Consider the following 11,913-nt stretch of genomic DNA (forward strand, 5'->3'; position numbering starts at 1 on the left):
CTCTCCTTTTCTAAAAATCATGTATAATTTATCGTAACATAAAACATCTACAGATAGGGGAGGTGAGTGCCGTGTGGAAATGGGAGGCGGAAGGACAACCAAAAGCAGTGATTGCGATTGTCCATAATGCTTACGAACATCATCGGCGCTATGCGTGGCTCATCCAAAAGCTTCGAAACGGGGGTTTCCATGTCGTCACAACCGATTTGCCCGGACACGGTTCTGAAAGTGGGAGGCGGATCCATGACGAACCGTTTGAGTCATATGTGGAGCATGTAAAAAAATTGATTGATATTGCATTGCAGGATAATTTGCCTTTATTCGTGCTTGGACACGGACTTGGCGCAACGATTGTCATGCATATTCTGCAACGCGAGAAGCTGGAATGCGCGGGCTTCATTTTCAGTTCCCCTTGGCTCTCCATTAAACATCAGCCATCCAAGTTTTCAGGAGTACTGACGAAACTTTCAAGTTCTATGAAATTGAACCATGACATTACAATTGAATTACTGACGCGTAATTACGATATGTACATAGAATTTCAGAATGATAGGGACTATAGTTCTGTAGTCGTCGCATCTTGGTATCGCGAGTTGCTTGCGACGATGAAATCCGTCACAAGTCATGAAGAAAGCATTTTTGACACGCCAGTTCTTATTCAGACAGGAGAACATGATAAAATTACCGATGTTTCATTTGCGAAAAGATGGTTGTTGAGCCAAAATCTTTCCGAATTTCATTATAAGGAATGGAAAAGGCTTTATCATGACCTTTATCAAGAACCAGAGCGGGAGGAAGTGTATTTGTACATTGAATCATTCATGAACAACGTACTTCGTTCGCTCGGCTATATTGTTTAAAGTAAAAACTGTAAGGGGGAATGGTCAATTTGACGATTATCGGGTTTGTCAGGCATGGTGTGACAGCATGGAATAAGGAAGGTAGAGCGCAAGGCAGTTCAGATGTCCCGTTGGATGAAGAAGGGATTGAAATGGCGGAGCGTGTAGCGGACAGGTTGTCTACTGGGGAGTGGGATGTCATTTATACGAGTCATCTCCTAAGGGCAAAGAAGACAGCAGAAATTATTGCTGCGAAAATACCTGGTGTAGAACTTGTCGAAGATGCAAGATTGCGTGAAATCGGCGGAGGTTTGGTAGAAGGTACGACTGAAGCGGAGCGTATCGAGAAGTGGGGGGTAGATTGGAGACAACTCGACATGGGATTTGAATCACAAGAGTCCATCATTTCCCGGGGGTTGGAATCAATTGATGAAATCAAAAAGAAGCATCCCGGTAAAAATGTGTTAGTCGTCAGCCATGGGAGCTTCATTAAGCGGATGTTGAATGAGCTTGTAACTGAAACTGTCTATGAAGAAAATCTTGATAATACATCAGTGACAATTGTCGAGCTGAACGATGAAGAAAACCATTGCCATCTGTTCAATTGCACTGCGCATTTACAGCAAGTTCTCTGAATGTGAACCATTCATACGTTGACTAGGCTATACTATATACTATATAAATTGTAAGATCGGGGGCTTCCATATGAAAAAAGAAACAACTTCTGAAATCTTCTCATGGATTAAAGCGATTGCAGTTGCATTCGTTCTCGTGTTTGTCATTAGGCACTTCCTATTCTCACCAGTCATCGTTTCCGGTCAATCCATGGAACCGACATTCGAATCGGAAAACCGAGTCATCATTTCAAAAATCCATAAACTTGATCATTTTGACTTAGTAGTTTTCCATGCGCCCGGTTCGACAGAAGATTATATTAAACGGGTGATCGGCTTGCCGGGGGATACAGTTGTCATGAAAGATGACAGGCTTTTCATTAACGGGAAAGAGTATGAAGAGGACTATATCCAAGCAAATAAGGAACAACTTTTCAAAGATCAAAAATTGACAGAGGACTTTGAAGTTACAGTGCCTGAAGGACAGCTTTTCGTGTTGGGCGATAATCGGAGGAACAGTACGGATAGCCGAGCAATCGGTTGTATCGATGAAGCCTCGGTCGTTGGAAAGGTCGGTTTCAGGTTTTATCCCTTACATTCAATCGGCGTCCCTAAATAACTGGGATTAACTCTCCTTTAAAAGGGTATTCCTATACAGACTACCAAAGAAGGAGCGATTGAATTGTCTAAAGAACATAAAAACAATGAGAGCAGCACTAAAGACAATACGAACAGGGCTCAACTTGCGGGAACCGAGTATACCGACGAACAGCGGCATACGAACGAAGTAGCCTCCACAGCGTATCAAGGCAGCAAGAAGAAAAAAGTGGACATTCAAAACGATAGGCTCGAGTCAGGCGGCTTTTAATCGACAACCTCTGCGTAAATTGCAGAGGTTGTTTTTTTCGCGACCATAAAGTCTACAAAATGTGCGTTCGTATGGTAAATTAAGAACATCGTAAGAAGAAGGAGTACCAATGCAATGACTGATTTTTTTATAAGGAAAAAGAATGAACTACATATACAATTGAACGACGTCCAGAAAAAAGCCGTTAAGCAAACGGAAGGTCCATTGCTCTTATTAGCATGTCCCGGGTCGGGGAAAACGACAACGATGATTATGCGGATCGGCTATTTGATTGAAGAGAAGAATGCGAATCCGAAACGCATAAAAGCAATTACATTCAGTCGAGCATCAGCACGCGATATGACAGAACGTTTTAAACGTTTTTTCCCACAGCATTCTCCAGTCGATTTTTCGACGATTCATAGCCTCGCATTTACAATTACCCGAACCTATTTGCAAAAGACGGGAGTTACATTTGAATTGATTGAAGGTGGAGGGAATCAGAAACAGCCTCTCACTAAAATGTCGTTGCTGAAACGTCTGTATAAAGAAACTGTTCGGGAAGAAGGAACAGAAGATGAATTGACATCCCTGTCGACATTTATCAGTTTTCTGAAAAACAGGATGATTCCTTTCAACGAATGGGAACAAGTTCAAGCTCCATTCGACAAGGCAGGTACAATTGCGCTTGGCTATGAGCAAATTAAATCGAAAACGCAAGGGCATCTTCTGCTCGATTTTGATGATATGCTGTCCATTGCGGAACAGGCGTTACGAGTCGATGAACAACTTGCTGAAAAATTCCGCTCGCGGTATGACTACGTTTTGACAGACGAAAGCCAGGACACTTCTCTTGTTCAACACCGGATTGTCGAGCATCTTGTTGCACATCATGGCAATCTTTGTGTCGTAGCGGATGATGATCAATCAATCTATACGTGGCGCGGAGCAGATCCCGCTTACTTACTGAACTTCAAGCAAGTGTACCCAGATGCAAAATTGCTTAGAATGGAGCAGAATTACCGTTCGTCCAAAGAAATTGTAGAAACTGCAGCTACATTCATTACACGCAATAAGCAAAGGTACAAGAAAGAGATGCGGACAGACAATGAAGGAGCGGGACCGATTGTCATGAAGCAATTCGAAGACCCAAAACGGCTATTGGAATATGTTACATATGAATTATTGGATGAGCAAAACTTGGAAGAAGTCGCTGTTTTATTTAGAAATAATGCTTCCTCGACAATGTATGTCAACGAACTTCATCGAAGGGGAATCCCTTTCTACATGAAAGACGCAGATGATAAATTCTTTTCCCATTGGGTAGTAGAAGATATTTTGAATTTTATGCGGCTCAGCTTTAATGTAGAAAGGAAGGATGTTTTCTCAAAAATTGCTATGAAAATGAATCTCTTCATTTCACGCGATATGTTATCCCGGTTCATGAATAAAGCGACATCCGGAAATGTATTTGAATCTTTCATCCAATCGGTTCAGTTGAAAGGCAGTCAAATCGAAAAATTGGATGCTTGCATTGAGGTTTATAAAAAAATTCCCGATATGCGGCCAGCCCAAGTAATCCGGATGATCCGATATGAACTTGAATATGAGGAAGCTTTGAAAAGTCGGGCGGCAAAATTCGGTTATCGGATCGATCAGCTTCTTGGCATTCTTGATACGCTTGAAGGAATCGCGTCCCAAGTGCGCACAATGGTTGATTTTGCGAATCGCTTGAAGGAATTGGAGCAGGCGGTGCAACAGGCGAAATTCAATCCACCCGCAAATGCATTGACGTTATCGACTTTTCATAGCGCCAAAGGATTGGAATTTAGGCGTGTGTTCATGATTGATTTGGTAAAAGGAATCATCCCATCCGAAGAAGACGAAACTGACCCGATGTTGCTTGAGGAAGCAAGACGACTATTTTATGTAGGCATGACAAGGGCAAAAGAACGATTAGAGTTGCTGTCTTATCGAGAGGCGAATGGGAAGCCCAAAGACGATTCAAGATTTTTGAATGAAGTTCGGGCGATTTTAATGAAGCCTGAAAAGAGAAACACTGAAAAATTGCAGAAGGCTGATTTGTCGACATTGCCGGATCCTGATGGAATTGCTAACAGGACAGAATTATCCGTCGGTATGCACGTCGTACACCGTGTATTCGGAAGAGGGGTCATCAATGGAATTGGGGAAGAGAATATACAAATCCAATTCGGGCAGAATGAAAAGCAGCTGTTGCTTGAAACGATTTTATTACGTCGTCTCTTGAAGAGGGTGGATCTATGAAGCAAGCCCTATATATCGGAATTGCTGGGGCGATCGGAGCAATTTGCCGGGTAGGGATCGGGAGGTTGTTTAAAGATGTATCAGATTTTCCGATGTCGACATTAACTGTCAATTTGATCGGAACATTTATCCTTTGTCTTCTCAGTGCAGGCGCCCTTCAAAGGATCACGGCAGATAAACAGATTCAAATGGCGGTGACAACAGGATTCCTCGGTTCATTTACTACGTTTTCCGCCTTCAGCATGGAAACGGTGAGCCTTATGCAAGATGGGCAATTGATGCTAGCTGTACTTTATATGGCGGTAAGTGTTATCGGGGGGCTTGCCATAGGTCTATTCGGCTTTATGATTGGTCGCAGGATGGTGAAAGCATGACGGTAGTTGAAGCAGTCGTTATTGGAGCAGGTGGATTTGTCGGAGCCATCCTCAGATTTTTCATTTCCGCAAAGATGAATAAAGAGGAAGGGTTTCCCATCGGGACGCTGATCGTCAATTTGACAGGCTCTTTCCTAATCGGTCTTATATTGGGATTCGAGTTACCGTTGCTATGGGCAGTCTTTCTTGCATCGGGTTTGATGGGCGCTCTTACGACTTTTTCTACGCTTATGAAGGAGCTAATTCAGTTGTGGAAGAGAAATCAACGGAAAAAGTCGATTCTCTATAGTGTTCTGACCCTCGGATTAGGAGCCTTTTTAGCATATCTTGGATTTATCATCGGTCAATTATGGTAATTTGCTGTTTGTTTGGAGAATCTCTTGACGGGAATAGAGTAGGAGACTACTAAAACCGAATGGAGGAAATGAAATGGATAGAAACCATTCCGTAGATGCCAACAGCAAAGATAAACAATTGGAACAATATCGATCACTCGACAAAGGGAAGAAGATGACGACGAATCAAGGGTTGAAAATCTCGGAAGATGAGCATTCATTAAAAGCCGGATACCGGGGACCAACTCTTATGGAAGACTTCCATTTCCGTGAGAAGATGACTCATTTCGACCATGAGCGGATTCCCGAGCGGGTCGTCCATGCTAGAGGGTACGCAGCCCATGGGGAGTTCGAATTATATGAGTCGATGAAAAAATATACGAAAGCAGCTTTCTTACAGGAACCAGGTTCGAAGACTCCCGTTTTTACACGGTTTTCGACCGTTGCAGGTAGCCGTGGATCCGGTGAAACGGTGCGGGACGTCCGTGGATTCGCCGTGAAGTTTTATACGGAAGAAGGGAATTATGACCTCGTTGGAAATAACATCCCCGTGTTTTTCATCCAAGACGCCATTAAGTTCCCAGATTTAGTTCACGCAGTCAAACCAGAGCCGCATAATGAAATGCCGCAAGCCGCTTCGGCTCACGACACATTTTGGGATTTCGTTGCAAACAATCAGGAATCGGCACATATGATCATGTGGCATATGTCCGACCGAACGATCCCAAGAAGCTTCAGGATGATGGAAGGCTTCGGAGTGCATACGTTCCGATTCGTCAATGACGAAGGAAATGCTCATTTCGTGAAGTTCCACTGGAAGCCGAAACTCGGGGTACATTCTTTAGTTTGGGATGAAGCCCAAAAGATCAACGGTAAAGATCCCGACTTCCATCGGAGAGACTTATGGGAAGCGATTGAAAGAGGAGATTTCGTCGAGTTTGAATTGGGCGTTCAGCTTATCGAAGAAAAAGATGAATTCATGTTCGACTTCGATATTTTAGACCCGACGAAGATATGGCCAGAAGAGCAAGTGCCCGTCAAAATCATCGGCAAGATGACATTGAACCGGAATGTGGATAATGTGTTCGCGGAAACCGAGCAAGTCGCGTTTCATCCTGGCAATGTCGTGCCGGGCATCGACTTCACGAACGACCCATTATTGCAAGGGCGATTATTTTCGTATACGGATACACAACTGATCAGATTGGGAGGACCGAATTTCCACGAACTCCCGATCAATCGTCCTGTTTGTCCATTCCATAATAACCAGCGCGACGGGTACGGCAGGCAGACGATCAATGTCGGCCAAGTGAGCTACCATAAAAATTCATTGGCGGACAATACGCCTACCGTTTCATCGGAAGAGGAAGGCGGATATGTTCATTATCAAGAAAAAGTCGAAGGCCGAAAAATACAGGCACGCAGTGAGTCATTCGCCGACCATTTCTCACAGGCGAAGCTTTTCTGGAACAGTATGTCGATTCCGGAGAAAAAGCACATTGTCGATGCCTTCAGCTTCGAAGTCGGCAAGGTGAAAAGTAGGAGTGTCAGACAGCAAATCGTTGATATGTTTGCCAATGTGGATGTCGGGTTGGCAACGGCGTTGGCTGAAGCTGTTGGGGCTGAATTTCCAACAGATGTCGAAGAATCGCCTATCACAGAGTCATCGCCTGCTTTAAGTCAACTGACAACAGCTATGCTTCCAGAAACGCGTAAAGTGGCAATCTTGATTGGAAGCGGATTCGATGGAGATGAGGTAGAAACGTTAGTTTCTTCGTGCTTAAACGCGGGGATGAGCGTAGACCTCGTTGGAGATAAGTTCGGTGTCCGTTATGGTGAAAATGATTTGGCGGTTGAAATCGATGAAACGTTTTTAACTGTCCATCCGACGTTATACGATGCAATTTATGTAGTTGGCGGAGAGGCGGACAATATGAAGAAATTCACAATGGATATTGTCGATTTCATCAATGAATCATATAAGCATTACAAGCCGATTGGCATCGCGTCTACTGGAAAAATATTTTTTGAGGTGTCTGACGCAGAAGCGGGGCCTGGCATCATTGTGAACGAGAATGATGGTGCATTTGCAGACAACTTTATCAATGCTGTAGCTGCACATCGCCACTGGAACCGGAAAGTGTACGGCTGGGAAGAATAGGATTATTAAGTTGCCATACCTGTTTATGCGACAGGGATGGCAATTTTTCTTGTTGAATTTGAAAATCGGACTGAAGGACTGTTGACTTATCCGTCAGGGCTGGTAATATACAAACATAATCATTCAACAGTTTGAAACGAATAATATTCGGAGAGTCGACATAGTAATCCTGTTGCGGGCAGCAAAAAGAGACTGAATGGATAGTGCAAGTTCAGGCAGCAGCAGGCATGAAGTACACCGACAGCTTTTCTCCGATGAAAATGAAGTGGACGGCAGGATTGCCTGTCGTCAATCAGGGTGGTATCGCGGAGAACTCCTTCGTCCCTTATCCAAGGGATGGAAGGGGTTCTTTCTGTTTAGTATAGATCTAAGGAGGAGTTCATGATATGTTTCAAATAAAAGCGATCCATTCGCCAGCATTTTGGGAATCTGCCCTACTTGTTTTCGGCATCGTGGCGATGATCAGTGTCAGTATAATTACATTCGATTCCGTTCCTCATTTGCCGATTCTATTTTCGATTCTTTTATTGATTGGATATGGCCTGTTGAAAAGGATCCCTTTTAAGAAACTTGAAAGAGGATTGGTGGAAGGCGCTGGAGCCGGCATGGGAGCGGTCTTCCTCTTTTTCTTCATCGGCATCCTCATAAGCAGCTGGATGATGAGCGGGACGATTCCTACGTTGATTTACGCAGGATTTCACTTAATCACACCTACATTCTTTTTTGCGATTGTCTTCGTCGTCACCGCGATTGTCGGCGTCTCGGTAGGAAGCTCCCTTACAACGGTTGCAACGGTCGGTGTGGCATTCATCGGAATGGCTAGCATTCTTGAACTTTCGCTGCCAATTGCGGCGGGTGCTATTGTTTCGGGAGCGTTTTTCGGGGATAAAATGTCGCCGTTGTCCGATACGACGAATCTTGCGTCTTCGATTGTAGGAGTCGATCTTTTCGAGCATATCCGCAATATGGGGTGGACGACGATTCCTGCATTTTTCTTATCCTTACTTTTGTTTGGAGTATTATCGCCATCCGTCACGACAGGAGAGTTCGACAAGATTGCGCTTTTTCAAGAAACATTGCTGGAAACAGGGATGATCCATTGGTATACGGTCATTCCACTTGTTGCTTTATTTGTATTGACGATTGCGAAAGTGCCTGCCTTTCTTACTCTGGCGATCAGTTCAGCTGTGGCGGTTGCTCTTTCATTCCTCCATCAAAGCATTGGATTTTCGCAAGTGCTCGGCATATTGTTTAGCGGATTTGTTTCCACGACGGGTGTGGCGGATGTAGATGCATTGCTCACACGTGGCGGAATGGAGAGCATGATGTTCACAGTAGCTTTAGTGCTATTGGCTCTGAGCATGGGAGGATTGTTATTTACGTTAGGGATTGTCCAAAGTTTGTTGGCACAGGTCGAAATGCTTTTGAAGAAAGTTTCTTCTGTCATTACGGCTTCGGCAATGACAGCCATCGGCATAAACGTTTTGATTGGCGAACAATATTTATCAATTTTATTGACAGGGCAGGCGTTTCAAACACAGTACGAAAAAGTTGGCTTGGCGAATAAAAACTTGAGTCGAGTGATGGAAGATGCAGGAACGGTTGTGAATCCGCTCGTTCCATGGAGTGTATGCGGTATTTTCATTTCTGACGTGTTGGGCGTTTCCACAATCGACTATATGTTTTTCGCTTTCTTCTGCCTGCTATCGCCGATTTTGACGATTCTTTTCGGGTATATGGGGAAAACATTGACGCGTACGACTTGAAAAACAAAACACCGGGAGACTTCCCGGTGTTTTGTCATTTATTCAACTGAAATTCTTCCGTATAGTTCGTCGCTTTCCGAAGTGCTTGTTCCTCTGCGGGTATGCGGACAGACATCATCCAAATATTAAGAAGTGAAAAGATGATAGCTGTAAATAAAGCATTAAATAATAACGGAAGGACAAGCAATTCTGTTGCGACGATAATATAATTCGGATGACGGATCCACTTGTACGGTCCTTTCCGGACGACCTGCGCATTTGGGAGGACGATGATTTTTGTGTTCCAATATTTTCCCAACGAAGTGAGGCACCATATCCTCAAAAATTGAGCAGCTAAAAAGATTCCTAACCAGATGGGCCATAAAGACGAAAGCTGGCGGTGGAGGAATGTAACTTCCGCAATGAGCACAATAAAAAAGAATACATGCATCGCGACCATAAATGGATAATGGGATGTGCCTGCTTCAAAAGCACCTTCGCTTTTCATCCATTTTTCGTTGCGCTTAGCGATGAACAATTCGATGATTCGCTGCAAAATGACAATGGTTAGGACAATACTGAATATCAATTCAGGCACCTCATTCCCATTTCAACAATAGCAATTCACCGCAAAAACCTGGGCCAAGAGCGGCCATCAATCCATAATCGCCCGCGGATGGTTCCGTTTCCATGAATCGCTTAAGTACATAAAGGACTGTAGGGGAAGACATATTACCGTGATTTCGTAACACATCCCTCGAAATATCAGTCATTGAACTATCGAAACCCAATGAATCCTCATACGCCGTCAATACTTTTTTGCCTCCAGGATGTGCTACGAAATGATTTATATCATCTTTTAGAAGATTGTAAGAACCAAGGAATTCATGTACGAACGGCCCGAGCCAATTAGTGATGATCGATGGAATGCTTTTCGAAAAAATGACGTATAGCCCATTGTTTTGAATATCCCATCCCATGACGTCCTCGGAGTCAGGCATCCATTTTGACGTTGTGCCGATGATGGAAGGGACAGGGATGTTGACAGCAATTTCGGATTGATCACCTGATATTAGTGCACAAGCGACTCCATCGGAAAACAATGATACCCCAACAAGATTACTTTTCGAATAATCGTCTTTTTGAAACGTTAAGCTGCAAAGTTCGATGGAGAGCACTAACACATTTGCCTTCGGGAATGCTTTGCAATATTCGAAAGCTCGGCTCACGCCGGCAGCCCCTCCTGCACAGCCTAGCCCCCATATCGGAATCCGTTTCAAGTCATCACGGAAAGGAAGCCTATTCATAATGCGAGCTTCTATACTTGGCGTAGCGATACCAGTGCTTGAAATGAAGAAAATGGCATCAATTTCTGAAGGGGAGACTTCATTAGTCAACGTACTTGATTGTTGCAGGCAGGCTTGTACAGCTTGCACGCCTAAATCGATGGCATGCTTAATGTATAAGTCGTTCCGCTCTTTAAAATCATGTGCTTGGCCATACCACTCAAGTGGCATGCAAACATCCCGCTTTTCAATATCACCGTTTTGGAATACGTTCAAAAGCCGTTCAATATCTTTGAATTTCCGGCTGAAAAGTGAGCGGGTCAATGCAACTGCTTCCGCTTGCTTCACCTCGTGAGGGGGCAATACGGTGCTGACGGAAAGAATTTTTGGCATGGAAAGACCTCCGATATGTTTATCATTCTGTTACCTTAGCAGTCAGTTACTAAACATCGTTGAAAGTTGGATGAAGAATGGTAGAAGAAATTACAATAGTTTATGAATGAGGAGAATCGAATATGAAAGCCCGACAAAAGAGCGGGCCTTAATCGGTTGGTGATAGGAGTAATTTGCATAGCTCTCGAAATTTCTCTTTAAATCTTTCATTGTTTTCTTTTGATCGTTTTTTCGGACCCCGGAGTCGTCCTCCCGCCATTCTGATTTTCTGTGCAGTATGCCTTGCGAATAAAAGCTGGTCAATGTTTTCATTTGTATACAGTCTGCCGTTCTGATCGATCGGATGGCCTTGCTTCGCCAACACCATGGCGGCTAATCCATAATCTTGGGTGACGACAATATCACCTTTTTGAACTTTATTAACTAGAACAAAATCGACAGCATCTGCACCTTTGGAAACGATAATCGTCTCCGCACCTTCCCGATGCATTTCATGAGCTGTATCGCAAATAAGCGTACAAGGCAGTTTGAATTGCTTTGCAATTGAAATCGTTTCATTGACGACCGGACAGCCATCTGCATCCACAAAAACCATAACCATGGCAAGACCTCTTTTCAATTAAAGTATGAAAGCGAATTTCTATAATCATACTATACATGGATTGATGCCTCACTATATCATATTCAATCGTTTTCATTTCATTCAAGAAGGGTAAGTAAATATAAAAATGGAAAAAGGAGCGGGGCACGAATGAAAATGGAAGAGGAAGGAAATATGACGATAGAAGAGTCTGAAAGTTATGGACGTGCAATTAATGCTAGGAACGCAGCGGTTGAAAGGAACCAAGTGTACAAAGAGGAAGAGATTATTCCCGCAGATCAACTTCCACCGCCATTAAGTGAAGAGGAAATTAAAAAACGGGTTGGTGCCGAGAACTTTAAAAACAATGATAGTGATTATCAGAACTCTATAAACAGTTAAAGAGGGCGAAGTTTCGCCCTCTTTGTTTTTGGAATAGTTATCTATCGAATG

The 11,913-nt window shown here is 43.6% G+C and carries 13 protein-coding genes; 10 read left to right on the forward strand and 3 right to left on the reverse strand.

From position 1 onward, the window contains the following. Positions 1 to 71 precede the first annotated feature (71 nt). The 9 genes from ACR65H_RS13920 to nhaC all read left to right on the forward strand — a co-directional run bounded on the left by ACR65H_RS13920 (position 72) and on the right by nhaC (position 9,222). Complete coding sequence (locus tag ACR65H_RS13920; RefSeq protein ID WP_440501024.1) at positions 72 to 860, forward strand: alpha/beta fold hydrolase; 789 nt, start codon at positions 72 to 74, stop codon at positions 858 to 860. Positions 861 to 880: 20 nt separating this feature from the next. Then, complete coding sequence (locus tag ACR65H_RS13925; RefSeq protein WP_440501025.1) at positions 881 to 1,474, forward strand: histidine phosphatase family protein; 594 nt, start codon at positions 881 to 883, stop codon at positions 1,472 to 1,474. 70 nt (positions 1,475 to 1,544) lie between these two features. Further along, on the forward strand, positions 1,545 to 2,072 hold the full coding sequence (lepB, locus tag ACR65H_RS13930; RefSeq protein ID WP_440501026.1) for a signal peptidase I: 528 nt from the start codon (positions 1,545 to 1,547) through the stop codon (positions 2,070 to 2,072). 63 nt (positions 2,073 to 2,135) lie between these two features. Further along, the gene (locus tag ACR65H_RS13935) at positions 2,136 to 2,321 is read left to right on the forward strand and encodes a hypothetical protein (protein ID WP_440501028.1); all 186 of its coding nucleotides are present in this window, start codon (positions 2,136 to 2,138) and stop codon (positions 2,319 to 2,321) included. A gap of 114 nt (positions 2,322 to 2,435) precedes the next feature. Next, on the forward strand, positions 2,436 to 4,586 hold the full coding sequence (locus ACR65H_RS13940) for an ATP-dependent helicase (protein ID WP_440501030.1): 2,151 nt from the start codon (positions 2,436 to 2,438) through the stop codon (positions 4,584 to 4,586). Further along, positions 4,583 to 4,960 carry a fluoride efflux transporter CrcB gene (crcB, locus tag ACR65H_RS13945; RefSeq protein WP_440501032.1) on the forward strand — a complete coding sequence of 126 codons (378 nt, stop codon included), beginning with the start codon at positions 4,583 to 4,585 and terminating at the stop codon, positions 4,958 to 4,960. Before ACR65H_RS13940 ends, crcB (ACR65H_RS13945) begins: the two co-directional genes overlap by 4 nt. Then, a complete protein-coding gene (gene crcB, locus ACR65H_RS13950) occupies positions 4,957 to 5,316 on the forward strand; it encodes a fluoride efflux transporter CrcB (protein ID WP_440501034.1) in 360 nt (119 codons plus the stop codon). Before crcB (ACR65H_RS13945) ends, crcB (ACR65H_RS13950) begins: the two co-directional genes overlap by 4 nt. A gap of 73 nt (positions 5,317 to 5,389) precedes the next feature. Beyond that, on the forward strand, positions 5,390 to 7,456 hold the full coding sequence (locus ACR65H_RS13955) for a catalase (protein WP_440501036.1): 2,067 nt from the start codon (positions 5,390 to 5,392) through the stop codon (positions 7,454 to 7,456). 386 nt (positions 7,457 to 7,842) lie between these two features. Next, entirely contained in the window at positions 7,843 to 9,222 is a 1,380-nt protein-coding gene (gene nhaC / locus ACR65H_RS13960) for a Na+/H+ antiporter NhaC (RefSeq protein ID WP_440501037.1), read from the forward strand. A gap of 34 nt (positions 9,223 to 9,256) precedes the next feature. Here nhaC and ACR65H_RS13965 read toward each other — a convergent pair whose 3' ends face one another. The 3 genes from ACR65H_RS13965 to ACR65H_RS13975 all read right to left on the reverse strand — a co-directional run bounded on the left by ACR65H_RS13965 (position 9,257) and on the right by ACR65H_RS13975 (position 11,481). After that, the gene (locus ACR65H_RS13965; protein WP_440501038.1) at positions 9,257 to 9,790 is read right to left on the reverse strand and encodes an isoprenylcysteine carboxyl methyltransferase family protein; all 534 of its coding nucleotides are present in this window, start codon (positions 9,788 to 9,790) and stop codon (positions 9,257 to 9,259) included. Between the two features lie 10 nt (positions 9,791 to 9,800). After that, on the reverse strand, positions 9,801 to 10,880 hold the full coding sequence (locus tag ACR65H_RS13970; protein ID WP_440501039.1) for a type III polyketide synthase: 1,080 nt from the start codon (positions 10,878 to 10,880) through the stop codon (positions 9,801 to 9,803). A gap of 148 nt (positions 10,881 to 11,028) precedes the next feature. Beyond that, positions 11,029 to 11,481, reverse strand: coding sequence for a YaiI/YqxD family protein (locus tag ACR65H_RS13975; protein ID WP_440501040.1), 453 nt, complete (start codon positions 11,479 to 11,481; stop codon positions 11,029 to 11,031). 150 nt (positions 11,482 to 11,631) lie between these two features. Between ACR65H_RS13975 and ACR65H_RS13980 the strand changes: the two genes are divergently transcribed. Beyond that, complete coding sequence (locus tag ACR65H_RS13980) at positions 11,632 to 11,862, forward strand: hypothetical protein (RefSeq protein ID WP_440501041.1); 231 nt, start codon at positions 11,632 to 11,634, stop codon at positions 11,860 to 11,862. Positions 11,863 to 11,913: the final 51 nt, after the last annotated feature.

This window comes from Sporosarcina sp. SAFN-015, from assembly GCF_059415085.1.

Coding starts and splice junctions, on each gene's coding strand:
- crcB (WP_440501032.1), top strand. CDS start 4,583: ATGAAGCAAGCCCTATATATCGGAATTGCTGGGGCGATCGGAGCAATT.
- ACR65H_RS13970 (WP_440501039.1), bottom strand. CDS start 10,880: ATGCCAAAAATTCTTTCCGTCAGCACCGTATTGCCCCCTCACGAGGTG.
- ACR65H_RS13940 (WP_440501030.1), top strand. CDS start 2,436: ATGACTGATTTTTTTATAAGGAAAAAGAATGAACTACATATACAATTG.
- ACR65H_RS13955 (WP_440501036.1), top strand. CDS start 5,390: ATGGATAGAAACCATTCCGTAGATGCCAACAGCAAAGATAAACAATTG.
- crcB (WP_440501034.1), top strand. CDS start 4,957: ATGACGGTAGTTGAAGCAGTCGTTATTGGAGCAGGTGGATTTGTCGGA.
- nhaC (WP_440501037.1), top strand. CDS start 7,843: ATGTTTCAAATAAAAGCGATCCATTCGCCAGCATTTTGGGAATCTGCC.
- ACR65H_RS13980 (WP_440501041.1), top strand. CDS start 11,632: ATGAAAATGGAAGAGGAAGGAAATATGACGATAGAAGAGTCTGAAAGT.
- ACR65H_RS13925 (WP_440501025.1), top strand. CDS start 881: ATGGTCAATTTGACGATTATCGGGTTTGTCAGGCATGGTGTGACAGCA.
- ACR65H_RS13975 (WP_440501040.1), bottom strand. CDS start 11,481: ATGGTTATGGTTTTTGTGGATGCAGATGGCTGTCCGGTCGTCAATGAA.
- lepB (WP_440501026.1), top strand. CDS start 1,545: ATGAAAAAAGAAACAACTTCTGAAATCTTCTCATGGATTAAAGCGATT.